At 50.8% G+C, this 26,153-nt stretch carries 17 protein-coding genes and 6 pseudogenes; 8 read left to right on the top strand and 15 right to left on the bottom strand.

Features of this window, described 5'->3' with window-relative positions:
- Positions 1–10: 10 nt before the first annotated feature.
- The 6 genes and pseudogenes from tnpA to AC1DKH_RS15165 form a co-directional block, all read left to right on the top strand.
- Complete coding sequence (tnpA, locus tag AC1DKH_RS15190; RefSeq protein ID WP_477798564.1) at positions 11–403, top strand: IS66-like element accessory protein TnpA; 393 nt, start codon at positions 11–13, stop codon at positions 401–403.
- Entirely contained in the window at positions 400–735 is a 336-nt protein-coding gene (gene tnpB, locus AC1DKH_RS15185; RefSeq protein WP_477798563.1) for an IS66 family insertion sequence element accessory protein TnpB, read from the top strand. The genes tnpA and tnpB overlap by 4 nt, the downstream gene beginning before the upstream one ends.
- Before the next feature lie 68 nt (positions 736–803).
- A pseudogene (gene tnpC / locus AC1DKH_RS15180) lies at positions 804–2,116 on the top strand (IS66 family transposase); the annotation flags it as partial.
- A gap of 523 nt (positions 2,117–2,639) precedes the next feature.
- Positions 2,640–3,605 (top strand): annotated as a pseudogene (locus AC1DKH_RS15175) (reverse transcriptase domain-containing protein); the annotation flags it as partial.
- A gap of 126 nt (positions 3,606–3,731) precedes the next feature.
- Complete coding sequence (locus AC1DKH_RS15170) at positions 3,732–4,367, top strand: group II intron maturase-specific domain-containing protein (protein WP_477798593.1); 636 nt, start codon at positions 3,732–3,734, stop codon at positions 4,365–4,367.
- A gap of 92 nt (positions 4,368–4,459) precedes the next feature.
- Positions 4,460–4,681: pseudogene (locus AC1DKH_RS15165) on the top strand (transposase domain-containing protein); the annotation flags it as partial.
- A gap of 217 nt (positions 4,682–4,898) precedes the next feature.
- On the opposite strand, the gene AC1DKH_RS15160 reads toward AC1DKH_RS15165, so the two are convergent.
- The 4 genes from AC1DKH_RS15160 to AC1DKH_RS15145 form a co-directional block, all read right to left on the bottom strand.
- Positions 4,899–5,945, bottom strand: a complete 1,047-nt coding sequence (locus AC1DKH_RS15160) for an SGNH/GDSL hydrolase family protein (protein ID WP_477798562.1) — start codon at positions 5,943–5,945, stop codon at positions 4,899–4,901.
- Between the two features lie 13 nt (positions 5,946–5,958).
- Positions 5,959–7,212 (bottom strand): hypothetical protein, encoded by a 1,254-nt coding sequence (locus AC1DKH_RS15155; RefSeq protein ID WP_477798561.1) that lies wholly within the window; start codon positions 7,210–7,212, stop codon positions 5,959–5,961.
- A gap of 245 nt (positions 7,213–7,457) precedes the next feature.
- The gene (locus tag AC1DKH_RS15150) at positions 7,458–8,339 is read right to left on the bottom strand and encodes a hypothetical protein (RefSeq protein ID WP_477798560.1); all 882 of its coding nucleotides are present in this window, start codon (positions 8,337–8,339) and stop codon (positions 7,458–7,460) included.
- The gene (locus tag AC1DKH_RS15145; RefSeq protein WP_477798559.1) at positions 8,332–9,891 is read right to left on the bottom strand and encodes an AAA family ATPase; all 1,560 of its coding nucleotides are present in this window, start codon (positions 9,889–9,891) and stop codon (positions 8,332–8,334) included. The genes AC1DKH_RS15150 and AC1DKH_RS15145 overlap by 8 nt, the downstream gene beginning before the upstream one ends.
- Positions 9,892–11,023: 1,132 nt before the next feature.
- On the opposite strand from AC1DKH_RS15145, the pseudogene AC1DKH_RS15140 reads away from it, so the two are divergent.
- Positions 11,024–11,257 (top strand): annotated as a pseudogene (locus AC1DKH_RS15140) (LysR substrate-binding domain-containing protein); the annotation flags it as partial.
- A 52-nt stretch (positions 11,258–11,309) separates the two neighbouring features.
- Here AC1DKH_RS15140 and AC1DKH_RS15135 read toward each other — a convergent pair.
- The 5 genes from AC1DKH_RS15135 to AC1DKH_RS15115 form a co-directional block, all read right to left on the bottom strand.
- Positions 11,310–11,675: a histone-like nucleoid-structuring protein, MvaT/MvaU family gene (locus AC1DKH_RS15135; protein WP_477798558.1), complete on the bottom strand. Its 366-nt coding sequence runs from the start codon at positions 11,673–11,675 to the stop codon at positions 11,310–11,312.
- A 134-nt stretch (positions 11,676–11,809) separates the two neighbouring features.
- Positions 11,810–13,108: an RES family NAD+ phosphorylase gene (locus AC1DKH_RS15130; RefSeq protein ID WP_477798557.1), complete on the bottom strand. Its 1,299-nt coding sequence runs from the start codon at positions 13,106–13,108 to the stop codon at positions 11,810–11,812.
- A 167-nt stretch (positions 13,109–13,275) separates the two neighbouring features.
- Positions 13,276–14,556, bottom strand: a complete 1,281-nt coding sequence (gene umuC, locus AC1DKH_RS15125; RefSeq protein ID WP_477798592.1) for a translesion error-prone DNA polymerase V subunit UmuC — start codon at positions 14,554–14,556, stop codon at positions 13,276–13,278.
- Positions 14,543–14,977 carry a LexA family protein gene (locus tag AC1DKH_RS15120; protein ID WP_477798556.1) on the bottom strand — a complete coding sequence of 145 codons (435 nt, stop codon included), beginning with the start codon at positions 14,975–14,977 and terminating at the stop codon, positions 14,543–14,545. The genes umuC and AC1DKH_RS15120 overlap by 14 nt, the downstream gene beginning before the upstream one ends.
- Positions 14,978–15,302: 325 nt before the next feature.
- Positions 15,303–16,520 (bottom strand): DUF3422 domain-containing protein, encoded by a 1,218-nt coding sequence (locus AC1DKH_RS15115; protein ID WP_477798555.1) that lies wholly within the window; start codon positions 16,518–16,520, stop codon positions 15,303–15,305.
- Positions 16,521–17,808: 1,288 nt separating this feature from the next.
- On the opposite strand from AC1DKH_RS15115, the gene AC1DKH_RS15110 reads away from it, so the two are divergent.
- Complete coding sequence (locus AC1DKH_RS15110) at positions 17,809–18,018, top strand: hypothetical protein (RefSeq protein ID WP_477798554.1); 210 nt, start codon at positions 17,809–17,811, stop codon at positions 18,016–18,018.
- 463 nt (positions 18,019–18,481) lie between these two features.
- On the opposite strand, the gene AC1DKH_RS15105 is transcribed toward AC1DKH_RS15110, so the two are convergent.
- From AC1DKH_RS15105 to AC1DKH_RS15080, 6 genes and pseudogenes are all read right to left on the bottom strand, one after another.
- Complete coding sequence (locus AC1DKH_RS15105) at positions 18,482–18,748, bottom strand: hypothetical protein (RefSeq protein ID WP_477798553.1); 267 nt, start codon at positions 18,746–18,748, stop codon at positions 18,482–18,484.
- Between the two features lie 169 nt (positions 18,749–18,917).
- On the bottom strand, positions 18,918–20,588 hold the full coding sequence (locus tag AC1DKH_RS15100) for a S8 family peptidase (RefSeq protein ID WP_477798552.1): 1,671 nt from the start codon (positions 20,586–20,588) through the stop codon (positions 18,918–18,920).
- Between the two features lie 484 nt (positions 20,589–21,072).
- A pseudogene (gene istB / locus AC1DKH_RS15095) lies at positions 21,073–21,875 on the bottom strand (IS21-like element helper ATPase IstB).
- Positions 21,814–23,360 (bottom strand): annotated as a pseudogene (istA, locus tag AC1DKH_RS15090) (IS21 family transposase). The pseudogenes istB and istA overlap by 62 nt, the downstream one beginning before the upstream one ends.
- Positions 23,361–23,592: 232 nt before the next feature.
- Positions 23,593–24,978 (bottom strand): S1 family peptidase, encoded by a 1,386-nt coding sequence (locus AC1DKH_RS15085; protein ID WP_477798551.1) that lies wholly within the window; start codon positions 24,976–24,978, stop codon positions 23,593–23,595.
- Positions 24,975–25,838: a hypothetical protein gene (locus tag AC1DKH_RS15080; protein ID WP_477798550.1), complete on the bottom strand. Its 864-nt coding sequence runs from the start codon at positions 25,836–25,838 to the stop codon at positions 24,975–24,977. The genes AC1DKH_RS15085 and AC1DKH_RS15080 overlap by 4 nt, the downstream gene beginning before the upstream one ends.
- Between the last annotated feature and the right edge of the window lie 315 nt (positions 25,839–26,153).

The raw sequence follows: 26,153 nt of genomic DNA, 5'->3' as shown, positions 1-26,153 counted from the left end.
CTGGATGTTGATGTCCAACATTTCGGGGTCAGATCAATTCAAGTGGACACCATTTCTGGCCTCAATAAGCGGTTTCCTCATCCAGCCCCAGCGTCGTACATATAGCAAATCCTTCAAAGCCCAAGTCATCCAAGCGTGCGCAGAGCCTGGTGCTTCAATCGCCAACATCGCACTCAGCCACAGTCTCAACGCCAACCTCGTCCACAAGTGGATTCGGCTGCACGCTCAGAAAAGCTTGGCGCTCCAGCCGGCATTCATCCCGCTGCACACGCAGCGCCTCGCACATCCTTCGTCATCGATGATCTGCGTTGAAATCCAGCACCCGTGCTTTCCTGTAAAAGTGAGCTGGCCGCTGGACAATGCCGCTGACTGTGCGAGTTTTCTCCGGGAGTTGCTGCGGTGATCCGCATCGACACCATCTGGCTCTCCACCGAGCCGATGGACATGCGCGCCGGTACCGACACCGCCATGGCCCGCGTGGTTTCGGTGTTCGGTGCGGCGCAGCCGCACTGTGCTTATCTGTTTGCCAACCGGCGCGGCACTCGCATGAAAGTCCTGGTACATGACGGGCTGGGTATCTGGCTGGCGGCACGCCGTCTGCATCAAGGCAAGTTCATCTGGCCAGGCACTCGACACGGCACGCAGGTTGAATTGAGCACCGAGCAGCTACAGGCCCTGATTCTGGGTTTGCCCTGGCAAAGAGTCGGCCCAGAAAACGCTATTTCCATTCTCTGATCTACGCACAATGCAATTGTCCGATAAGCCTATCGTCGCGTTTACGCTGATCTGGCAAGGTCGGCGCCATGACTTCACTCCCTGATCTCGACCAACTCACTCCCGAACAACTGCGCGCGCTGGCTGCGCAGTTGTTTTCGCAGCTCGGTGCGAAGGACAAGCAGATCCACCACGACAAAACGCTGATCGAAAAGCTCAGCCACGAGATCGCCCAGCTCAAGCGCTTCAAGTACGCCAAACGCAGCGAGCAGATGAGCCCCGAGCAGGCCAGCTTGCTCGATGATCTGATCGATACCGATATCTGTGCCATCGAAGCGCAGCTGGAGTCATTGCTCCCCGCCCCAGCACCTGCTCAGGAAAAGCAAAAGCCCAAGCGTCGTGCCTTGCCGCCTGAATTCCCGCGCACCCTGATCCATCACGAACCGGACAACACGCACTGCCCGTGCGGCTGTGCGCTCAAGCGCATCGGTGAAGATGTCAGCGAGAAGCTCGATTACACGCCGGGCGTGTTCACCGTCGAGCGCCATATCCGTGGCAAGTGGGTCTGCGATGACTGCGAAACCCTGACCCAAGCTCCGGTACCGGCGCAGGTCATCGACAAAGGCATCCCCACTGCGGGTTTATTGGCCCATGTCATGATCGCGAAGTTTGCCGACCATTTGCCGCTGTATCGCCAGGAAGCGATTTTTGGCCGTGCCGGCCTGGCGATCCCGCGTTCGACCCTGGCTCAATGGGTCGGCACCTGCGGTGTGCAGTTGCAGCCGCTGGTCGATGCGCTGCGCTGCGCGAAGTTGTCCTTGGTCAGCCCGTCGTTCATGTCGATGAAACGCCGGTGCAGATGCTCATGCCGGGCACCAGGAAAACCCATCGTTCTTACGTGTGGGCCTACGCGACCAGCCCGTTTTGCGAAACCTCGGCAGTGGTTTACGACTTCAGCCTCAGCCGTGCCGGTGAACATGCGCGCAACTTCCTGCAAGACTGGAAGGGCAAGCTGGTCTGTGATGATTTTGGTGGCTACAAAGCTAGCTTCGAACTCGGTGTGACCGAAATCGGCTGCATGGCCCATGCCCGGCGCAAGTTCTTCGAACTGCACGCGACTCACAAGAGCGCCCTCTCCGAGCAGGCCCTGCGTTACATCCAGTCGTTGTACGAAATCGAGCATGAAGTTAAGGCGCTGGAACCGGACTTGCGTCGACGAATACGACAAGAAAAAGCCGCCTCCGTGATGGATGCCTTACATACCTGGATGACCGCCCAGCGCGACATCGTGCACAACGGGTCGGCCATCAGCAAAGCCTTGGATTACAGCCTCAAACGCTGGATGGCACTGTCACGTTACCTCGATGACGGCGCTGTACCCATCGATAACAATTGGTGTGAGGTGCGACACGAAGTCGCTTAATGAAGTTGTTCCCCCCAGCGGGAACCACCCGTGTCACCGGGTGAATCTAGAAGGCTGAATCAAGAGCGCCTTCGACAATGGAACGAGGCACCGCAAGGTGCGGGGTACCAATCGTGAGAGGCGTACCCTTCTGGCAGCCATAGCCGGACAAGGGCTAGATAGTCGGTATGGTGAACGCATGTGAATCTGCGCAACGATCGTTAAGTTGAGCGAGCGGAAATGGCTTACACGCTCGAACCAAAATGGTAATGGAGGTGGGAATTGCGTCTTTCGACTACGCACTCGTGACCCACATGCCTCCCGGTCGATAGCAGGCACCTTACCCGACGCACTTCAGTAGGCGGAACGTGGAAATCCCGTATCGCTCCCGTCAGGGAAAGCCGTTTGTAAAAACTGCCCATGGCGGTGCGGGCGAAGGAACGAGGAAAAAGCGAACGCCATCCTGTAATGGGTTGGATAGAGGTTGAAACATCACTTCACGCGAAAGCGGGCAGACGTCCTCATGGTCTCTCTTCACACGAGAGTAGGTAGAACCCTTTCAACGGAAGGAGAGCAAATGAACGCAGCAGCATTGGCGTGTGCACCTTCCGGCACGTCGTGGGACGGCATCGATTGGATCGCCGTACAACGACGTGTCAAAGGGCTGCAAGCGCGTATTGTGAAGGCTGTACAAGACGGCAGGCATAACAAGGCGAGAGCCTTGCAATGGCTGCTGACTCACTCGTTTAGCGGCAAAGCTTTAGCCGTGAAACGTGTGTCTGAAAACAAAGGCAAAAATACTCCCGGTGTGGACAAGGTCACTTGGAATACGCCTAGGGCCAAGATCGGTGCGATAGAGTCGTTGAAGCGGCGAGGCTACTCGCCGCTTCCGCTTCGGAGAGTCCTCATTCCGAAGAAAAACGGCAAGACTAGACCTCTCGGAATTCCCGCGATGAAATGCCGAGCCATGCAGGCGCTTCATTTGCTGGCTCTGGAACCGATAGCGGAAACCACCGCCGATCCGAACTCTTATGGGTTCAGGCCGGAACGCTCAACTGCGGATGCCGCCGCACAGTGCTTTGGTGTGCTGTCACGAAAAGCAAATGCGGAGTGGGTGTTAGAGGGCGACATTCAAGGCTGTTTCGACAATATCAGCCATGACTGATTGATCGCCAACATCCCTATGGACAAGGTGATTTTGCAGAAATGGCTCAAGGCCGGTTACGTCTACCGAAACGAACTATTTCCCAGCCACGCCGGAACACCGCAAGGAGGTATCGCGTCCCCGGTGCTGGCGAACATGACGCTGGACGGGTTGGAAGCGATGCTGGCAAAGAGGTTTCCCAATGCAAAGTGGACAGCCCGAAAAATGCAAATGGTGCGTTATGCAGACGACTTCATCATCACTGGCTGTTCGAAAGAGTGGCTGGAGAATGAAGTCAGGCCCGCCGTGGTTGAATTTCTGGCAGAGCGTGGACTTATTCTCTCTCCGGAAAAAACCAAAATAACGCACATAGGGGACGGGTTCGACTTCCTCGGATGGAACCTGCGCAAGTACAACGGCAAGCTCCTGATCAAGCCATCTAAGGCGAACATCGGGGCTCTCCTTGCCAAGTTGCGAGAGTTGATCAAGACCAACAAAACGATACGACAGGCGAACTTGATAGGTTTGCTCAACCCGGTTTTACGGGGTTGGGCAAACTATCACAGCCATGTCGTCGCGAAGAAGGTCTTCAACCAGGTGGACAGCGCAGTGTGGGAAATGCTCTGGCGATGGGCGGTACGTCGCCACCCTCGCAAAACACGCCGATGGGTAAAGGATCGATATTTCAAAGTACAAGGGGCGCGCCGTTGGGTGTTCTCGTGTACCGAAAAATCAGCCGATGGTCGGAAGCGTCAATACACGCTAGTAGACGCCTCAGACACGCCGATTGTGCGGCATATCAAGATTAAGGCTGCTGCCAACCCTCACGACCCTGCATGGGATGAGTACTTTGAATCCCGCTGGGGCAAGAAGATGCTCACTTCCGTTAAAGGTCGAGCCAAGCTGTATCGGGTATGGGGGCAACAGGGCGGCAGGTGTTGCGCCTGCTTCAAGCCGGTGACCAAAGACACGCCGTGGCACAGTCGCCATGTTGTGAAGCTAGGTCATGGCGGGACGGACGCAGCAGCCAATCTTGAGATCTACCACCTGCGCTGCCCGAGGGATGTGCAATTTGCCTATGCCGATGATGTTCAACCGGGTGCCTAGAGGCGCTTTAGCAGAGGCTTGAGCCGTGTGCTGGGAAACTCGCATGCACGGTTCTTAGGGGGTTGGACGCGGGTAACCGCGTCTGACTACCCGACAACCAGATCCGGCCGTGGGCTCTTGGACGCAAGAACTGGCTCTTCGCAGGATCGCTACGCAGCGGAAAACGGGCGGCGGCTATCATGAGTTTGATCCAGTCGGCACGGCTCAACGGGCACGATCCGTATGCCTACCTAAAGGACGTTCTCACGCGCCTGCCAACGCAGCGAGCGAGTGAGATGGATCGGTTGCTGCCACATAGGTGGCAGCCGGTTTAGTTACGCAGACGGGATGCCCGGACGCTTACGGCCCAATTAGGTGTAGACCCCGATTGACCATAATATCCATTCCCCACATACGCCCCTCATCCCTACCACCTCCCCGCCCTTTGGAGTGCGCAGTATCATGGCTTCAATTGTTTGCTGCACTTCTTACCTGCCTGAAAGCGTCATCGAAACAGCTCAAGCGGTCGATGACGCTTTCGAGCCTTGCTGTTCAATGCGCTGCAGGTAATCCTACCGCGGACTCTCGATGGGGCTGCACCGTGCTGTCGTGGCCAGCGAGGAACTCTTCTACCGACGCCTTATTTATCGCCAACGTCTGTTTCTCTTCTTCGGTCATCAGTCCCTGCATCAGCGATTGATAAGCCTGACCGACCTTTTCATACCCTGAATGGTTTAGATGAAGCTCATTTATCCAGTCATCTGATTTGATAATCCCACGCAGATCAATGTAGTGCACATTGGAGTGGGATTTCGCGACATCCGCCAGCATTTCATTGAAGACGTCAATTACCCGTGTGATAACCCCCACCTGGGTTGCGGGATTAATGATGCACTTGGCGGTCAGGGAGGGACGTAGCCAAGGGCCAATAAAGCGCCAAGGGCCAACAGTTATGACCCCCTTTCCCGTAGGAATGGCATGACCGTAGCCATGAAGTATTATTTCAACACTGGGAAGCGTGCTCTTCACCGACTTGATCATGAAGTCGTAATAGTCGCGAAAGACCTTCTTGAACATGAAGTCCAGAAAATCCAGACGCAGAGGTTCATTCGGGTACATGCCTGCATGATTAAGGTAAGGAGCAAGCTCGGGCCCAGCGATATCATTTCCGCCCCCGGAGAAGAGAAAAAACTTGGGTTTTATGAGCTTGATCGACTCCAAGACCTTCGCATGTTCTGCCGGGTAGCGTTCCCAATTACTTTCACGGAACTCGGTACCAAAAAGCATGTTTTCCAAGGTATCCCCCGCAGTGCCATAGTTCTTGATGGCAAATCCACGGTGCTTTAGAGACTGGATGATGTCGTTGCCGATGTAGTCAAACCAGGAGTCACCTTGTGCGACAACGCTTATGCCTTCCCGAAATCCAATGTTGCTGGCAAGCCTTGACCATGTGGCTGGGCTCGACAATGGAGGCGGCAGACCAAGTGACTGCGCGCCGGACAACTCCGACGTGAATGACAGTGAATGAAGTTGTGTCTCATAGACCATATCCAGGAGGGCTAAACGAGCGCGTTCTCGGTTTTCCAGATCATCGTTCATGATTGCTCCGTGTTTAATTTTCAGTCGTGGCTGCGATAGATATTGGTGAGTCCGTGTCGTGTGAGACGGTTTGCTGACCAATACAGCTGGCCTGGACTGAAGGCGGAGCCTTCACTGCAGTCATGAACACCGTCTGTAGTAGATGGGCCCTGACTTCCTCCCATGGTGTATTCGCATCAACGGCTTGCAACAACCAAGCTCCGACCTTGATGGGATCGTTAGCATAGATGTGTTTACCGGATTCTGCGTAGCTATGTAGCCAGCTCGGAAAGATGTCCTGGTTACTGTGTAGGTCTTGATTTTGTTCGTTGTAATTGTAAACGCCACTCAGGACGGCGTAGCGCTCGCCATTAACTATCTGGTCAGTGCGACATGTATGCCCCGGTGAAAATGAGTCTTGAAGAATGTGAAATATGCTACCCAGCGCTACGTCTGGAGTCCTTTGGTCTCGCAGGGCGTCATCTCCGCTCGGCCTGGCGAAAAGGGTTCGAATCTTCGTGTTAGCTGGATCTCGTAAGCAATAGTTTTCGGCAATGGATGGAAGCCCGAGCTCGAACTGCTGCTCCGCCGTGAGGGGCGCAGTCGGAAGCGTATTTCCCGTGGCCACTTTGTAGGCGAACTCAATCCACGCGAGTGACTTTTGCAGGGTTTCGTCTAAACGTTCGCCGTTGTTTACGTTGCCGTCAGCGTTACTCATGAAGTGAAGGTACTGAAGTCTCCCAAAATGAGAATTCCACGCGAGGTGATCTTTCTTTGGTACCGAGCAGCCACCCATACCCCCTTCATACCGTGCCGAGCTATTTTTGAACAATGTTCGAAGGTTGCCAAGCCCATGTCTAAAGTCGCTGCCCGAACCCCACAGGTACATCAATGGATCGTCATTCCACCAACTGCCGAAAATGATCATGTAGGTATGATGCATGGGTGAGCCCTGGCTTTTTGCCCAGACTGGGTCAGTCATGTAGTTAAGTACCTGCTGGTGCGATTTATCTCCTGCAGGCTTGTTCGCGGCATTCACCAAAAAACCTGACCCTCGATATTCGTCGATCGCGAAATTGGTCATATGTTCGTGGACGGTCAGCCGCATTTTTTCAGGCGCCAACCCACACAGATTCCGGTCTCTGATTTTCTTAGCCTCAAGAGCGCCGTCGTTGTAAACCAGCACCCTCAAACAAGGGTTGAGTTTGAACGCCCACGCGCTACCACAAGCACAGAGAAGCGAAAGGGCGGTAGCGATAACGAAAATGGGTTTTCTAGTTGGCCGCATAGCTTGCTCCATGACATGGTGGCGATTCAGAATTAGGCTAGGCGGGAATTTGGAAATCACAAGCGTCTAAACTGGAAACGACCGGCCCCCGGTAAGGCTTGATGTGCGCTGCTTCAAGGGTTTCCAGCACCGCGCAGCCTGTCATCGCGCATTGCTTCTCGTAGGCGTCAAGTAGACCTTGTCGGGACTCAACTTAGCCCTCACGCATCACTACGGCGCGGAGTTCACGAATTCGTGCATTCTGGTTAGTCAGGAATTTTGATGTGATTTTCTATTTTAAGGCTGCTTCGATTTTCGACAAAATCTTTCCACTGCTGTTCATGTGCACTTTTTGAATAATAGCCAACCATGTGTCGTTCACTAGAATCTATGCTGGAATGAAATCCTTTATCGAAATAAATTCCCCCCTTTATAGAAATAATAAACCTCTCATGCGGGGCAGCATGGTCAGAAAGGAGAAAAAATTCAATCGATTGCCTGCTACTGAGTAGCGGACTGATTTTTTCACGAAAATTCTTTTCGGAATTTGTTTGATTGAAAACTTCCTGAGCACAGTAGATTATGAGTTTTGTCTTCTTGCTTTGTGTGGCTTGAATAATCTTCTTGAAAAACGCTACGTATCCGTCAGGTTCGCTGTTTCGGAGTTTTATGAACCGGTCGACTATGTAAACTTCCTCGCTCATGCTAAGGAGAGGCATTGCAACTTTTACCATCTCATCGGCTGTCCAAGTGATTTTTGTATCCCTGCACGCGCGCAGCGAATCACTATCAATGATGTCTTTTGCGGAAAGACCATGGTTGACGTCATCGCTGATTATGTCGTCTATTAGACCTTTGTTTTTTGCTTGGAAGGCATTTTTAAGCCAGGTTAGTTCTTTCTTGTACTCTATTGAGACATTCAAAATTCCGCCTCTTTCCTTGAGGCTCTGCAAGTGCCTTCTGATTCTCACCATTTCAATTGTGCCGAGATTTCTCTTTTCGAATTCCTGTATGACCTGCTGTCGCCAGCCATCTGGTAGGCGAGATATGAATCTTCCTTCACTTAGTCCAAACTTGCTCAGAATTAGTATCAGCTCTAATGGCTCAAGTTGTACTTCAGGATTTAGAGCATATCTTTGGTTAATCATAGAATAGCTCCGCATCTCTTTCAGCAAAAAAACCATCCGGCCAGCGATCAAGGAAGTCTCCAGATTCAGACACCCTCAATTTAGTTAGAGTGGTTTCTCCTTTGTCGTTTTTGTCTACATATATTATAGATACTTTATCCGGGTAAAGCTCTAGCTTATGATCTTTAATTTGCGCCCTATTGGTTTCGCAAATTCTTCTTAGCAAGCGCAGAGCGAGAAGTTCGCTATGTGTTTCAAGTATAAACGTTGGTGATTCCAGGTAGGGGTTTTGCTCTATTTTTAATGCAGCAATAAATATGTCGACGATGCTTGCTTGCATTTTTGGATGCAAGTGCAGTTCTGGCTGTTGGATATAGGCATTTCGCCCCATTGCGGCAGCAATAATTACCGGTATTACTTGGGATACCCCTACTCCTACGTCGTCAAGATCCACTAGCGAATTACGGGCTATGTCTCTTAGAGTTAGTTTTGTGGTTATGTGTTCGGGATCGAGGCTACTCAGCAAATTGGCTATCGCATCTGGTGGTGCTTCGCGACACTCATCTATTAGCTTCTGAGTCATATGATATCTGAGCTCTGTTTCGATTTTAAATCCAGAGTTCAAGTATTTTTCGCTGGAAAGAAACTCATTTACTAGAGCGATGCGCTGCTTGTAAGACTCCTTGTCTTCGCCGAGCTCAGATTCAAGCGCATATATATTTAGGATCGCTTCATGGTATCTTGATTTGTCAAATTTATGGAAAAATAAATCTTCTTGGCTAAATGATATATTGTTGATTGTGCGAATTTCTGGGACTTCGTTAAAGTTTAATACCTGGCTTAGCCAGTAGGATGTTCCAGAGATAAGGAACATGAATAAGAAAAGCGCCAAATCATCTTGCTTGGAAAACAGGCAATCTCCTTCGTTATCTAATACAAAGTCGACTGCATCGTCGAATGAGTAAATATTGAAGTTGCAGCTAAAGTCTTCGCTAGTGTTCTGGGTGCAACTTCTGGTTATGGATGAAGCTGCCCAAGGGTCATCTTCGGAGAGAATGGTTACATTTGTTATGAAGTCGTGATTCTTGTGTATAGTCCCTTTCCCGGTTCTGTTGCAGCCTCTACTCCAGGTTAGAACTGGGCTTCCGTCAAAAAACACCTTGTAACCAGTAATCCTTGGATCACTTTTTGGAGATGTCCACTTTATCTGAATGGCAATTTTTTCGACATCACTTAATGGCCCCTCTAATAGCTTCAATGGGAGGAAGTCTTCTTGTGGAAAAAAGCATGTTCTGATAGTGCTTCTGTACCAGTCATCAAAGCTGATAACGTTTTTTTCTTCGAAAAGCAAAATCGTTTCATCTTCACCCTCTCTTGGGGTGCTTGATATCGAGGACATCCATTTTCCTGGTAGTGCAGAACTGCCTTCTTTGTAGAGGTCTTTTCCGACTCGAATCGCGTCAAGTATTGAGCTTTTTCCAGAAGAGTTTTTTCCGTATAACAAGCAAAGCTTTTCGATTTCGATTTCTTGATAGCGTGTTATTCCCTGAAAATTTTTTGCTCCAATTTTCATATCTACCCCTTGTGCTCTCTTGCTTTATAGCAAAACGTTTCCTGCTATGTATCCACAGTGTAGATTGACATTGCTTTTTTGCAAGGAAAGGAGACAGGTGTCAAATGAGGTGTCAGTGTTAGTTAAGCTTTCGAACAATAGAGTTTTGTGGCTTAGCACTAACAATCAAAGCGCTGAATGACAATTAAAAGAAAATCACCGTTGTTTGATTAGATAATAAAAACTGATACTAATATTCGCAACTGCGACAAACAGAGTTCCTACATCAAGATACAGCGTCTCAATAAATAAGCAGTATCGTACTGGTGCTACTTGCAATAATTCCTCCAAAGCTGGTAGATCATGAGAGGTGTAACTCTGGCTCATCATCTCCCTCCGCATCCCCTAATCCGGTTCAACGGCGCACTACCGATAAGCAAAGCTCCCCTGCCCCACCTCCCATTTATGACGTCAAAAAAGCACATCACTATCTCCGTAACGTCTGATTGAGAGGGTGAAAAAAAGATTTACGGTGCACTTGCCTATTCGGCAATGGTTAATCAGAACCACCTCGGGTTTGCCGTATTTGAACCAAGGCCGAAATGCCCGATCTACAGCTTCCACTGCAGCCTTTGTCATCAATCAAACGTCATTCTTCAGCTAGTCTCTTCAACGTACATTTACTGGGAACGGAACCATGCCTACAGATTTGAGTTGGAAAGACATCCTAAATGACTCTGTAGAACGCCTTGAATTTGGAGCATGCCACATACATGCCGCGTGGCGGCGGCATAAGACTCCACAACAAAAATTTCAAGGACTCCGTTCGGCTTTCGTGACTAGCAACCACCGCCTACCTCTCCTGCTTCAGTCCGTCGACTCAAACTACAATGCGCGAAATCATACTGAACGGGGACAAGCACTATTCGCCGCCGTATGGTCAAGTAATGCTCCATGGGCAATTCTTTGTGACGCGACCCAAGCTGCTTTGATACCAAAAGTCGACCTTGAAACAATTGCGGAGAATAAGACGCGTGACGACGATGTCGTCCGCCTTCTAAGAGGTCTTTTAGAGCGCTGCCCACCAGAGCGAAGAACTCCGTTTGATGAGTCATTCTATGAGCGAGTCTTCGCAGAGAGCTGACCGGAGAGGCTGGATGAACTAGAGGCCATCATCAAGCTGGTTGGAAATGGTGTCGGTGTAGCTCTGGTGCCGCAGACAGCAACCCATCAGGAATGGCCCGTAGGTGTACGAGCGCTCGATCTCGGACAGCACACCTTCCACCGTGATATCGGGCTCATACACAGGTCTCGACAGAGCTTTACCGAAGCGGTGCGGATACTCGCACAACTCATTAGTGACCAAGTTAAGATCAGTTCTGAATAAAACCGGACGGCAAAAAGGGCCCTGGCTGGGCCCTTTTGTACTCAAACCAAAATCACTTGGTCAGCCAAGACTCAACGGTCGCGGAGCCGTGCTCTGCTTTCCACTCTTTTAGCGTCTTGTGATTGCCGCCTTTGGTTTCGACGACTTCGCCGGTATGAGGGTTTTTATAGACTTTCACTTGGCGTGGCTTACGGGCGCCGGCTTTGGACTCGACGGCTGGAGCGCGACGTCCTGCTTGCGGATCAAGTAGGTTGATCACATCTTTCAGGCTGTAGCTGTACTCACCCAGCAGTGCACGCAGCTTAGTTTCGAATTCGATTTCTTTCTTGAGGCCAGCATCGTCTTTCAGGGCTTCGAGAGCTTGGAGCTGTTCGGCGAGGTGTTTTTCGAGCTGGCGGAACTCTGCGAGTTTGGACATAGAAAACCTCAAATGTAATTTGTATGCGCCCGTCCGAGCGTGTGAATTAAAGAACGCGATTAGGGTATCTCACAAAGCCTAATGCGCGCTCTACTTCACAGACAGTATGTGGCCAGGCTTTGTACCAGCTGGGGTTAATCCCAATCACTCCCATACCAATCGTCATCAAAATCGCACTGATCAGGATCGTTATCATTTCGCGGCGAATCATCCGTCGAGAATTTAACCCGCTGAACGCTGTGGAGCATGAGTGAATTCGAAACGTATTCAATAGCACTCAAGCGCGGAGGTGAAGAATTCGATATTTGCCCAAGACTGTCGATTACATCCATCCGTGGTTCTTCGGCAATCACCGCATGGTTAAACAAGGTTAGATTTGTGCCATCCTCCACCTGTACGGAGGCAAAAAGAACTCCATCGATGGGAGGTGTTCGCTGTGTGGCCAAGTACTCCGCCATTACTTGAGTGACTAAATACTCATGCTCCTGGTCGGGTAATACGGGGATTCTGATTTTGCTGTGTAGTGTTTTAAGAAAATCTCGGCGCCCCTTTTTTTCTGCGTAGGCGGGATCAAAGATGCTTAGCGGGTGCGCTTCATATGCCTTGTCTAAGGTTATGAAGTCCAAAACCCGAACTGGCCTTGTAAGCTTAAATAGCCCACTAATAACGCGACCTCCTACAGGAGGACGGAGTTCAGCGACGCATGTGTCACGTTCGAATGCTCCATAGAAGGCAGGTACACCCGCAGGATTCATCCGCCCCGAACCCGCACGTTCCTTTGGTGGCGCCCCTAATTGATTGGCGGCATCCTTCGCGATCGAGTCATACTCAGCCGTGGAATCACAGCGTCTACCACGATAGATCTCTTCATCGGTCAGCTCTCTGATTACGGTTCTGGAGTCGCCGTAGACTTTAAAGAGATCAATCCCTTGAAACAGCCAATCAAGAAACTGCTTCGCATTTTTGTTGAAGAAACGATTCCCATGCTTCATGTCGAGCTTGAAATCGTCCCATCGGTGCTCAGCCTGATAGGGCTTGAGCGCTCGCGAGACGTAATTTATTTCGTCGCTATATTTGGGCTCTCCACCCTGCCTGAACTCATGGTGCGAGCAAGTCGTTAAAGCACCGCAAACTAGCTCCGCCGCCGGATCATCCTCATCAACGCAAAGCATCTCGGCAACATGAAGGATCAACAGATCACCCTTCTGCTCATAGTGGGAAAAGTTCCCACTACTAGTGAATCTTGGATGATCCGCACCCGGTAAAAAATAGCGTTGTAAAACGTCATCGACCATCAAAACCAAGTCGTTAACAGGAATGGCCTTACGCTTTTTTGAACAAACTGAGCATTCCGAGCTGACCCCTTTTCTCTTGATGAGCTTAACAAGGTAGTCATCATTTACACAGCCAAAGCAGATCACGTCGCTGTCCAATTACATCTCCAGAAAGTCCCTAACCAACGCCCAGCCCCCGAGTCGACACCAAGATCTAATCTCCGTCAAAACTCGCTAGAAATTATGGCTCAGCAATAATTATTACTGAGCCATAATTTCGAATAATCCAATCAAGTCTCTCGGGTGAAGCCAGCAGAGTGCTCGGACTACCGACAGTACACCGTCCATAACTGATCAACCCGCGTTGTGAAGCTCTGGCTCATCATCTCCCGGCGCATCCCCCAATCAGGATTGGTCGGCACGCTCGCCAAGCGCAATGTTCCCCTACCCCATCGCTCATTGATGGAATCCAGCACGCCCATGACTTGCTCAGTCGCGACCGGCTGTGAGATCGAAAACAGGTCATCGGTGTACTCGCCTTTCTGGCAAAGGCTGAGCAAGAGCACCTCTGCTTTGCTGTACTTGAACCCTAGTCGGAACACACGATCAACAGCCTCCACCGCCGCCTTCGTCATCAATCGAACATCATCAGTTGGGTAAGGCAATTCAACCAACACACCATTGGCGTGCTTTGCTTCCTCTGGATTGAACATGCCGGTGCGGACACTGACCCTGATTTTCTTGCACAACGATTGCTGCGCACGGAGCTTTTCCGTGGCTCGCATCATGTAGGAAGCGACCGCCTCCTTGATTGGTGCGATCTGGGTGAGGCGTTTGCCAAACATGCGGGAACAGCAGATCTCCTGCTTGGGAGGATCAGGCTCATCGAGCTCAAGACATGACGTTCCAGCGAGCTCGCGCGCCGTCTTCTCAATCACTACGCTGAATTTTTTGCGCAACGTCCAGGGATCGGTTTTGGAGAGATCCCAAGCAGACTTGATGCCCATGCCTTCCAAGTGCAGAGTCATCTTTCGACCTACACCCCAAACGTCCGAGACCGAACACTTCTTGAGTACCCAATCGCGCTTGATCTGGTCACGTAGATCAACGACACCGCCACTCTGCGCCTGCCATTTTTTGGCTGCGTGATTTGCGAGTTTGCTCAAGGTTTTGGTACCGGCAATACCGACGCCGACCGGAATGCCGGTGCTTCGATACACCTGTGCCCGGATCCGTCGCCCCAGTGCCTCGAGATCACCCGGTACGCCGGTCAAATCTGCGAAGGCTTCATCGATGCTGTAGACCTCAACCGCCGGCACTAACGACTCGATGACGCTCATCACCCGCTCGCTCATGTCACCGTACAGCGCGTAGTTTGAAGAGAAGGCGACGATACCGTGCTGCTTGAGCTTGTGCTTGATTTGAAAGTACGGCTCACCCATTTTCACAAACGGTTTGCTGTCCGCACTTCGAGCGATTACGCAGCCATCGTTGTTCGACAACACCACGATGGGAGTCTTGGCCAGGTCAGGACGGAACACGCGCTCACAGCTCGCGTAGAAGCTATTGCAGTCGATCAGCGCGAAGACAGGATCAGGCTTTCGGATCATGTGCACGCACGCTAAATGTCACCACTCCCCAGATGATCAGCTCATCGCCTTCGAGGATGTAGCGCGGCGGATAACCTACGTTCTCGGACATCAAGATGATATTAGGCCCACGCTTGCACAGTCGTTTGCACACCGGCTCGCAGTTCACAGCCGCAATGACGATGTGTCCGTGCTCGGCAGTGATCGAGCGATCCACCACGGCCATGTCCCCATCAAAGATGCCCGCACCTTCCATGCTGCTCCCCTCGATGCGCACCAGGTAGATATGGGGAGCCCGAATGTCCAGCAGTTCATCGATTGATATGTGCTGCTCGAGATGATCCGCAGCCGGCGATGGGAATCCAGCTGGGACTTTGAATGAGTAAAACGGGAGCTGGACTCCCCCTTCCGCCAATGGCCCGAGGATGGTGAAGCTCATGAGGAAAGCCTCAACCTAGACTGTATATACATACAGTTAACGTCGAAGCTTGCTTGCGGTCAATGTCGAGCGAGGAAAATTGCGACCGATGGATTTGCTGGGAGCAAATTCTGGAGGTTGGCAAAGAGGTCGCGAGGGCTGAATCATGACCGGTTTCGGGGTGCCACCGACAGTTGCCAAATTGCGTTCAACTTGCCCACCGGTTTGCATTCGACCGGTTGAATCCACATCCGCAAGCAGTCATTCAGCGACTTCAATAATGTGTGTGCGCTCCCAGTTTTTAACACCACGCGCCCTAGTACCTAAAATTAGTCAGGTCATCGTCTCAGTGCTCTTTGACTTTCTTGATACGGAGCACGATCAACGCAAGAATACCGATCGCGAGCGGCGTCATTACCAGCATGGCCTCTCGCGGGGCCACCCCAACGCCAAGCAGGTGCAGCCCTGAGTAACCCAGCTTGAACAAACTGAGCAGGTAGTAGGTAATGGCAATAATCGACAGCCCCTCCACTGCGCGCTGGATCTTGATCTGAGCATCGGCGCGAGCATTCAGGCTTTTCAGGATTTCCGAGTTCTGTTCCTCCATTTCTACCTGAACCCGTGCTTGTAGTAAATCGCCCAGGTTGGCCACGCTTTCGGCCAGGTGCTCCAGGCGCTGTTCGGTGGCGGTGCAGTACCTGACGGTAGGTTTGAAGCGGCGCTCGATAAATACGCCCAGGCGTTGGCAATCACCTACGTGACTTTCTCGCAGCTCACCCAAACGTTCGAACACCAATTGTGCATAGGCTTGCGTGGCACTGAAGCGGTGCCGGGTTTTCGCAGAGCTGCTCACCACTTGGGCAGAAAGGTTGGAAATATCCGCAAGCAGGGCTTTCGCATTACTGCCGTCGGGGTCGGCGTTCCGTTCGGAAAGGGTGACCAAGGTCTTGTCAAAAACATCGAGCTGCGCGCTCAAGTCTTTGGCCATGGTCAACGATAACGAAGCCATCATCCTATAGGTCTCGATTTCCAGCAGGCGGCGTATCATCCGGCCCTGGCGGTAGGCATTCAGGCGCCGGTTGACGAACAACATGTGGTTGTTGCCATCCTCGCTCAGGCGAAAATCACTCCATACCATTGCATCGCCACCCCCCACGCAAGAACCGCTCGGATCCTTAAAGCCGTAATGGGACAGATCCAGGTCGGCTTCACCACGCACTACAATCTGCACCGAGTTGATCAGAGGCGGCAAATGCACTTCAACCTTTGACGCCAGCACCTCGGGCAGCGTTGTCCAAGACAAGTCATCACAGGATGAAGTGACCACCAGTGTCAGGGTGAAAAACTCGGCATGGCGCTCCCATTTCAGTGCATGGCCATCGAGTTGGGTAATGCCTTGGGCGGCATTCAGGTCGAGGGAGCCAAGGCAGCATTGTTCAAGGAATGCATTGCACTCCTGATCGCTGCCGAGGAAGGCCAGATGAAACACATGGGCCGGCTCATCGAAATACAGTGACGGGCGCGCGTGTAGTTCGTTGTGCAGGCTTTGTCGTAACGGGTGCATGTTGTATGGCCATGTTGGAATTGTTTTTGCCGCTTGCAATCAATGCCCACCCGTGCGAGGTGCCAAGTCTTTCGGCGCATTATCGATTGCTGTTGTTGGTGGGACAGTTTGACGAACTCACGAGTCACCGCTAGGTGACAAACGTTGGAAAGGTACGGCGCAGCTGTCCGTAGGTGAACCCCGTCTCGAGTCGAAAGAGCGAGTCGCGAATGAGTGATCGGGTTTCCTTCGGCAGTAGCGAAGCCCTACCGTCCCTGGCAGGCACTTCTCACACGGATTCCGGTGCCGGCTCTGTTACTCGCAAACTCCAGCTCAGCTATGCCAAGGACATCTGGTCGGGATAGTAGCGCCGGGCCTGTTCGAGAGCTGCTCTCGTGACGCCTGAGCCGGGGCCAAACTTCCGGAAAAAAACCTCTATCTACAGTACGAGCTTGTCGCGCGCAGAGCCGGGCCTCATTGGCCCGAAGGAGCGACCGCACCATCCGCGCCTACTGTATCTATCTTTCAGCGTGGGCCGGAAACCATGCTTTACGTGCTGTACACGAAAATCCGGTCGGTTCAGTTGTCGCGTACCGATCCCGCGCTCAGCTGATTCCGGCAGGCAGGAGGCCAGGCAATCCGTGCTGTACACGAAATTCCGGTCGGTTTGGAGGCCTCCATGTCCGCAATCTTCACGAGTGTTCAGTTAATATCGATAACGTTTGACTAGGTCTCCAGCACACAGACAGCAGCTGAATGCCGGGTAGCCGGGCCGCCGGCCCGAAGCAGCGACTTTAAGAAAATGCCTCGACACGCTACCTACTGCTGAGCCGGCCTCCCTGCAAAGACGAGCGCATTGCACTGTCATAAATTGTCTCAGCTGAAGCCCGTCCCGTTCTTGAAATCGTCTCCTTTTGCCGGTACTTGTGGGACACCAATCTCATGCACGGAAAGCAACCATGCACGCAAGATTCAGAGTGATTGAGACCACCACTCTGGACAATGGCAGCAAGCGATAAAGGGTCGTTGATCTTGTAGTGGGAGGTTCAGCAAGCATGGTGTGTTCAAGGTTAGGACAGAGGCAGACGCTGTTTGCTCGACTTTGAATGCTGAACATCCGAAGTGGTTGGCTGGGCGTGATGTTGCTCCGCATAGCACCTACTGAGCCAGTGCGGTATCTCACTCGCTACTATGCGGATCTGCTCAAAAAGCTGGTTTCTATTATGAAAACGGTGACCTCAGACGCCAGGCAGCTTCAACGAGAATAGTACCCGCCTGCTAGGCTGAGCGCTTCCATGGAGGAATCACAATGTCGAACGTAGACTTACTCCCTTCCCTACTCTTCAAGATCAATCAAAATCAGTTGGCACTCGAAGCCGCGATCATGGAGCTGACACTGTGGGTAGAGCAGCGCGGCTCGGGTGAAGTTGGAGGCAATGTGCGCGGCACGCTGGCAACGATCAACAAGAACGAAGAGTTCATCAACATGACTCTGGCGGTGATGATAGCGCCGGAGTGACGGATATCAGCAGATTTTGTTGAAAAAGTCGACCATGGTTACCGCAGCAGAAAAGTATGCGTCCGAGATTGAAATCTTTACTTTCGGCAGAGGCTTCCGGACTCAGACTTCACGTAGCAGTGTGCAAAAAGGCGTTTTAACCAGTCAATGACCAGGCCGCTTGGGCGAACCGACTTTTTCAACAGAATCAGCAAATAGTTGCCCTTCGTTAGATGAATGCCAGCATGGTACTAGGTCAGCTCAAAGCTTTAGGCAAGTCGGCCTTCCACGGAGGTGGCGAGGCACTTGTCACCGACTTCACCGTGGCAGTCATTCTTCCTACTCAGAAAAGCCGCATTACGCTGTCATAAACTGTCGCAGCTGAAGCCCGTGCCGATGTTGAAATCGTTACGTGTTGCCGGTCATTAAAAAACTCCTCAGTAGATGTATTTCCCACCCAAACCACAACACCTTGTATTAATGTCTATTTTTTTGGCTCATCAAAAACTTCAATATGTGAATCAGAAAATATTCCTTCGGCTGGATCACTCTGATTATTCTTGAGCTTTTTCTCGATGCGCTCCTTCGCTTCCGAGGACACCCGCATGGTATACAATTTTTCTATTGGATCGGTTTCTATGATACCAAATTGCGCATCAATTTCATCAACTTTAAGATCAAAAAGATTGCAGGCATCTTTAATAGTTGGCGCACCATCTTTATGCTTAAATTGTAGCAGTAGCTTATTCATTAATATATTCCTAGGATGCTATTAAAGTTGTCGGTATTCCTTGGACTGCGGATATTTATAACATCGCGCCCGGTGTGATCAGCGTAATAAATAAGCAAGCGTTATCTACAAGACTAGGTAACGCATGCTTATCTTGCATATTAAATTCTAGCCCACAATGCTAGAACTGTCATGACTCTGATTTTTTGCAGTCGCATTTTTGTGGACTGACTGTTTTGGCTGCGGTGATACTTTGTCCGTAAACGTAGCCAATCTGCAATGCGAGCTCTATAAAACTCGTATGTTCATTTCCCAAGGTGTCGCCCTCGTTAAAACTTTCTATTTCTTTGGCCATTTTTTCTATAGCCTGAAAGAATAAAGGGGTGGACAAATTCGGAGTCGGTGGAAGGTGAGGATCTGGGACTCTAGGATCTAGAGGTTGACACATTTTAGACTTTGGGAAATATCGACATATGTCAATCTTCGTCGGCAGTCCTCCTGGCGGTGTAAGCGCATCGAGCCATCGGTGAAGCAAGCAACAATTTACGACTCCAAATCCGTGATCGAAGTCGAATCCCGCTGTTCCTAAATCCGACGCTGTCGAGCGTAACAGTGCACGTATTGCTGCAGGAGATACAGATGGGTTGCCTGGGGAATAAGGATGGCGGGTTCGGTATGCAGCAACAACACCAGCAACTACTGGGGTTGCTGCAGATGTTCCACCGTCTGCTGAATATACTCCAGACCCTTGAAAGTGTGTATATCCGCACACATCTGGCTTATCCCTGGATAGCCTCCCCGGCCCTTGCGTTGAATATCCAACTCGACTATTCGTTACATCAACGCCTGCGACTGTTATTACAGATGGGTGGCTATTTGCCCCATATATGGCGTTAGTGGTTACACCATCGCAGCGACTGTCAGGGCAATTGGAACCACAGTTGCCTGCGGCAAATAAAATATCTGCACCCGCCTGCTCAAGTGCGCTCACTATTCGGTTGAATGGATGGTTGGGGTTGTCCGAGTAGTTCCCCGGCGAACCGACAGGTAAATCCCATGATGGGTGAAACATACCCCAGCTGTTGCTTACTACCATAGATCTATTTTCACCAGGCCGTGTCGGAGCATTCATGATGCTAATCAGATGGCTGTATGCACGAATTGCATCTGACAATAAACCCGCCATCGGGCTTGGGCCTGGAGTGGTGGATCGTAGCAGTTGTATGTCTAAAAAAGTCGCTCTAGGGGCGGCAATAGCTGCATCGTAAGCACACATAGTACCGTGACTTACCGGTGCATCCCCTGGAGTCATGCCAGCAGCTGGCACCCAACTTCTTGACGCGTCTAGAGTTATCGTTTTCCCACGGCTCGCGAGGTATGTCAGATTAAAACCTGTGTCAACAATTGCGATTAGTACTCCTGAGCCATCGACACCATTTCGATGCAGTTTAGGAGTGCATAGCAGGCGCTCCACATCGGAGTCGGTGCCCAATGGAGGGCTACCTGGACATATTTGACATGGTTGAATTTCGATGTCAGCGTAGACTCCCACTACAGATTTGTGGGTTGATATTTCTTCTATTTTCTCTTCGTCAACCACTCCCCTAACAATATAAGTCGAATCTTTTGGCTCGATAAATAAATAAAATTTTTCTCCAGAGACATAGGGTGTATCCATAGCTGTCCTTGCTCTCATTCCTGGTATCTTAATTGGGGCAAAGGTCGTATCCAGTTTTACTCCTTTAATATTTGGCGCCACTTCAGCGCCTAACTCGTTCACTGCCGCTGAGGCGGCGAATAATGCAGCCTCAGCTATTGGTTCGCTATATTGCAGTTCCACAATCACTCGGCACTTTGACATTTTCTGCTCCTAGCTAACTCATGGATGATTAGTGCTAGCCAACTTTATCCTTATATCTCCACAGTGCGATCATAGTACTTTTATTGAGCTTTCTCGCAAGACACTAGCGTAGTTCGCTTTTCGAAAGTCAGCATGGGCGAATAACATGTTATGGCTAGACTTATTGTGAATAGCTGAATTTCCTAAATGATATAATTGTCCTTTAGGTTACTTCTAGGCGGCTCTATATGGAAATCTCTGCCACAGGCACTCTAGCGAGCAACCAGCGAGACCATGTCGGAAAAGATTCTTGTTTGCTTGTCATAGTGGGTGTAAGTGTTGGCGTGGATTGAAAACTGACCCACCCTGCTGATTAAAATTGACCCAGGGCGGATTGCTGATTTTTGCATCAGCAATTGTGAATAAGCTTAGCAGTCGTGTCCCGTTGGAAGAGGCATCAAGCCCCACCGCATGTACGCATACGACAGGTTATTTCCGGTGCAGATCAAAACGGCTCATCGTCCTCGGCACCAGCATCGTCTTTGCGCTTTCGTTCACGTGATTTGATCTTTGCCTGGGCTACCAAGCTGCTGTGTTGCAGACGGTAGGACTCGTTGCCCGTTTCGACGATGTGGCAGTGGTGTGTCAGCCGATCCAGCAACGCAGTGGTCATCTTGGCGTCGCCAAACCACTCGACCATTCTGAGAAGCTGAGGTTGGTGGTGATGACTACGCTGGTGTGCTCGTACAGCTTGGATAGCAGGTGAAATAACAGGGAGCCACCGCTCTGGCTGAAGGGCAAATGCCCCAGTTCATCGAGTATCACCAAGTCTGTCCGTAGCAGCCCTTGAGCGATTCGGCCCGTCTTGCCGTCGTACTTTTCGCGCTCCAGTAAATTGACCAGATCCACCGTGGAGTAGAAGTGCACGCGTTTGTAATGCGTAGTGATCCCGGACACGGCCAAGGCGGTGGCCAGGTGGGTCTTGCCTGGCCCAGGCCCGCCGATGAACACGACATTCTGCGCGGTATCGGTGAACTCCAGGTTGGACAGATCCCTGACCAGGCGAGCGTCTGCGCTGGAAGCGCTGAAGTCGAAGCCTGCCAAATCACGATGCATGGGCAGTTTGGCCATGTTCATCTGATGATTCACAGAACGTACGGCACGATCTGCTTGTTCTTGTTGAAGCAGATGTTCGAGCAACCATTTCGACGACGCCGTCGTGGCTTCTCCTTGGGAAGCCAGTTCTTCACAGGCACTGACCATGCCATGCAGACGCAGTTCTTTGAGTTCCGCCATAAGACCACACATTGCGAGTCTCCTCATGGAGCCGGTCGTAGCGTGCCGTATTGGCGACAGGCGCTATTTTGAGTTGAAGGCTGGTTTCGGCGGACGGAGGGGCTGCTGTCGATGTCAGTCGAGCCAGGACATTCAGGATGTGATCTGCGCTCAAGCTGCCTGACTCAAGTACTAACTCCACCGCCCCCAACACGGCATCGGGCCAAGCGATGGGAACAGCAGCCAGTACCTGCGTCATGACTCGATCACCATGGGTATGACGTGTCAGGCCGCGCTTGAGAAGCAGCAACGGCTTTGGCAGATCGGCAAACGGCGCGCCATTGCGCAGCGCTCCCAGCTTGCGTTCGATGAGCGGGATGTAATGCTGCCAGTCAAAACTGACCTGGACTCGATCAAAGAGGCGCTCGTGACTGGCAATCATCGTTTCATCGGCGATGACCACCACCCGGGAAGGATACAGACGGCTGCTGACCCACTGGCCGACCCGCTCACACGGCACCGAGTAGCGATTTCGCGCCACGCTGATCAGACAGGTGCTAGGAGACCCGCACGGTGCGTTCGACATAGCCATCAAAGGCTGCGGGCATTGGCATCATTTCCACCCGTTCCAGTTCCAGGACGTCCGCCACCGTCAGCCCGTTGTACTGCGGGTGCAGCAGCTCGCTCCAGAGCGCACGACAGCGTTGTCCGAGCCAGACATTCAGTTCTTCAAAGGTATGGAACATGCAATCTTGAGCATCAAGCCAGAGGCGCCGCCGGCTATCTTGGACGTTCTTTTCAACGATGCCATTTTCCCAACCCGAGGCCACGTTACAGAAGTCCGGATCGAACAGGTAGTGGGCGCACATCACGGCAAACCGGGCATTGACCGTACGGCCCTTACCCTTGTTGACCTTGTCGACAGCGGTCTTCATGTTGTCGTAGATGCCGCGACGTGGCCCCCCACCTAACGCGCCAAACAAGCGGGTATGGGTATCGAACAACATCTCGTGGCCTTGGCTGGGATACGCCACCAACCAAAAATGCGCGACTGGCGCACAGCTTCATATGGGAGACCTGGATGCGTCGAAACAGGCCGCCGATCAGCAGGCCTTCTTCGCTCCAGTCAAATTGAAAAGCCTCACTCAGCGAGAACGTCAGCGGTACAAACGCACGTAAAGATTTGCCTTGTTCGCCGCGCCACGAGCGTATGAAGGCGGTGAGCTGGCTGTAGCCGCCGTCGTAACCCTCGGCCGTGATCAGCTCACGGAGTGCTTTGGCGCTTCTGCGGTTGTGCTTTGCCCGAAACGAATCGGCCTTGAGCGCCTGCTCCAGCGTCTGGTGAAACGGACTGAGTTTGTTGAAGGTTGCGCACCGCTAGTACGCCGGCTGAGTTGCTTCGGGCGCTCTGACCAATTTCCGGATGGTGTTTCTCGACAGCCCGGTACGCTTGGCTATCTGATGCAGCGACAGCCTGTCGCGAAAATAAATGCGCCGAATTTTTCCCATCATTCCCATGCTGATCACCCTGTGTTGTCCTGCCCGGAAATTGAGCAAAAGCAGTTGAACACCTGGGTCAGTTTTCGGTCAGCGGCAACAAGATGACGCCATTAGAGGCTTCAAATACTGAGGCTGGGTATGTATCAGTGAAGGAGATGCTCGAGAGAATATCAACTCTGGGAGAGCTGTAAATAATATAACGCCTGCTACCTTATTAAAGAAGTGCGCTCTAATAACCCGGGCATGCTGGTCAGTGTACCCGATCTGCTAGCCATCCTTTGAATGCATCAATACGAGTTTCAAATCCACTCTCGCATGTAGCGTCCCCTCCTGAGGTTACCGCCACTTGCATAATCTCACCGGACTCGATCAGAAACGCAGGCCCTCCCGAATCTCCCTTACAGGTGTTTTTTCCTTTAACCTTAAAGGATACTCTTCTGTTTTCGACAGAGTTTATTGGCCATGATGCTTCTCTTTTAATCCCTTGCCCTACTTTATCACTGTCAATTACATCATACCCAAACCCAACAAATGTGAGTACAGTTCCATTTTGGGCAATGTTTGCCCAGCTAGGAAAGCCGTTGTGCATTTTTACAGGTGTTACGGGGAGGTCGCTGGATGTGTAAAGTAAAGCAATATCATCTTCAAGAGTTATGGGATTGAAAAAATATCCAGAGGAGCTATCTTTTGGAAAGTCGAATGACGCAATTTTTGCTGCTTCAAATTTTGAGTCGAATAAATTTGAGCCAAGCTTGAATACCATATTTTTTACTTGAGTTTCATACCCGCTCACACAGTGAGCTGCTGTAAGTATAGTGCGTTTACCAATAATGGTTCCAGTGCAATGCAAGCTGTTGTCTAGAAGGATTGCGCCCACATATTTGTAAGCGTTACTTTGTTTTCCGCCAACTATATATGGCTCCAGTTTGTAGTTTGATGCCAAGATAGGGGCTTTGCGAATTGTCATGTCGACTCTTGCTGAAGTATTTTCAATGCTGTCGCAGCATTCACCTTCATTACTGGTGGAGACAGGTAACTCAATAGAAAATAACGATGTTGTGCCCGGTGACCCGGCTAGTGAAACAGTTTTAGCTGCAAGGCTTTTGTTTTCCGACTTTTCATTGTCTTGGAGTGTCAGTTTTAAGTTTGGATTTGTAGAGGTCGTGGATATATCGATTAGATAATTTGTTTCAGGGTATTTTGAGCTGAAGTGAATGCCGATTTTTGCAGAAGACTTTGCTTCTGATCTGCCTATCGTATAGTGCCCCAGCACACCAATGCAGTTTCCTGAAACACAAGCTGTGCATTTTCGGTAACTTCCGCCCCTGGAAAATGAGTTACTTGTGAGTAATGCTGTCACGCCGTCAGGTTTGATACTACTCTCAACATTAGCTCTCGCTGAGGAGGCGCTTGTCCTTCCGTAGTCAGTGCAGTCGCTAGACTCAGTACCTGTCAGCGATTCAAATAACAATTCTCGTCCATTTTTTATAATGGGAGGCATACCGAATGCTTGGATTGTAATATTGTTTTCCGGTGTTACATCTATGGTGAAGGGGAGCTCTTCTTGAGCTCTTGCGACGATGCATCCGCTAGCTATCGCAAAAACTATGCAAGCCCTGAATGTGAGTTTATTCATTTTTTGGCGTCTTTCTTCGCTGCGTCGATCGCATCTTTTATGGCCTTCCCTTGGGTGGCCAAAGCATCAACGATTTCGGAATTAGTCGATACACCAGTATCTTTTTCGCTAGTTGTTGAAACTCCACACTCACTGTGGAATGAGACTTTTCCCTTTGCAGGAAAGGCAACAAATTGAAAATACCTTGGATCACTTATTTTTAGATTTTTTGAGTACACTGCCCCTCCATATTTGAAAGCAACTGTCGCCTGCCGACAGGCTGCGTAGATAGCATAATTTACTTTATTGGTGGGTAATTCAGACACCGGCTTCGCCTCGGCAGGAACGGTTCCCAACACAATGGTTACACCGTTGCTATCGTTTAAAACTTGCGACTCGCGACCCGTCGCTGATATGAGTCGTGTCATGTCAATTTGTAAGGGCAGGCTTGATTCATTGATGTCTTGCACTGCTGCTGTATATGCGGCTACTTTCGCAATTATAGCGCCTATAGTATTTATTATAGACACCCTATAGTCGTTGACGTCTGTACCAACTTCTTTTATCAGATCGGTATTAGGTAATTTAGTAATATTCAAAGTCGTTTTTGCATAAAATGGGTCATCCCTAATTATCGAAAGTCTTCTTGATGTTGATTCGATGGGCAGGCTTTGTATCGAGAAGTCGGTTACTACTTTTGAGGTAGGGTCTTTGATTGAAGCTATCGAGATTGTTGAAGATTGAAGATAGAAAAAATCCTCCTCATCTCCAGTGGTGTCGCTGCTCGAATTTATTGTTGTGTATCTCACGGTTGGCGCCACAGAACAAGCGGACATAGCCAGTGTTGTCAACAGAATGACTGTAACTTTATTGCTGATCATGGATCCCTCCAAATTATGCTGAGTGCTTTAGCAGTATAGGTATATTTTAAAAAAAACAGCTTAAATCGAGAAATTTTTGACTTTTTTTGAAACGCTAGGTATTTCAAAGGTGTGAAAAAGCCAAGAAGGGGGGAAGCCCTTTTGATGGACGGCCACATCATAGCTTGAGAAAGGGGCGAAAGTAGGCACCCCGCCCCGTACCGTCTCAGACTAGCCCCGAAATCATTGGAAGCATTCTCGCGAATCACGCTGGACAGATGAGAGCCCACAGTAAACCAGCGCCCTGCCCACCAAAAAACTGGCAAGCGCTGATAT

The sequence above is a fragment of the Pseudomonas sp. 05L36 genome, from assembly GCF_056398125.1.
The sequence above is the reverse complement of the archived record's forward strand: the minus strand, read 5'-3'. Positions and strand labels throughout refer to the sequence as shown.

Bases quoted from the DNA above. Each gene is read 5' to 3' on its own strand.
- tnpA (WP_477798564.1), top strand. From the start codon at position 11: ATGTCCAACATTTCGGGGTCAGATCAATTCAAGTGGACACCATTTCTG.
- AC1DKH_RS15160 (WP_477798562.1), bottom strand. From the start codon at position 5,945: ATGAACGATGATCTGGAAAACCGAGAACGCGCTCGTTTAGCCCTCCTG.
- AC1DKH_RS15155 (WP_477798561.1), bottom strand. From the start codon at position 7,212: ATGCGGCCAACTAGAAAACCCATTTTCGTTATCGCTACCGCCCTTTCG.
- AC1DKH_RS15150 (WP_477798560.1), bottom strand. From the start codon at position 8,339: ATGATTAACCAAAGATATGCTCTAAATCCTGAAGTACAACTTGAGCCA.
- AC1DKH_RS15145 (WP_477798559.1), bottom strand. From the start codon at position 9,891: ATGAAAATTGGAGCAAAAAATTTTCAGGGAATAACACGCTATCAAGAA.
- AC1DKH_RS15135 (WP_477798558.1), bottom strand. From the start codon at position 11,675: ATGTCCAAACTCGCAGAGTTCCGCCAGCTCGAAAAACACCTCGCCGAA.
- AC1DKH_RS15120 (WP_477798556.1), bottom strand. From the start codon at position 14,977: ATGAGCTTCACCATCCTCGGGCCATTGGCGGAAGGGGGAGTCCAGCTC.
- AC1DKH_RS15115 (WP_477798555.1), bottom strand. From the start codon at position 16,520: ATGCACCCGTTACGACAAAGCCTGCACAACGAACTACACGCGCGCCCG.
- AC1DKH_RS15110 (WP_477798554.1), top strand. From the start codon at position 17,809: ATGTCGAACGTAGACTTACTCCCTTCCCTACTCTTCAAGATCAATCAA.
- AC1DKH_RS15105 (WP_477798553.1), bottom strand. From the start codon at position 18,748: ATGAATAAGCTACTGCTACAATTTAAGCATAAAGATGGTGCGCCAACT.
- AC1DKH_RS15100 (WP_477798552.1), bottom strand. From the start codon at position 20,588: ATGTCAAAGTGCCGAGTGATTGTGGAACTGCAATATAGCGAACCAATA.
- AC1DKH_RS15085 (WP_477798551.1), bottom strand. From the start codon at position 24,978: ATGAATAAACTCACATTCAGGGCTTGCATAGTTTTTGCGATAGCTAGC.
- AC1DKH_RS15080 (WP_477798550.1), bottom strand. From the start codon at position 25,838: ATGATCAGCAATAAAGTTACAGTCATTCTGTTGACAACACTGGCTATG.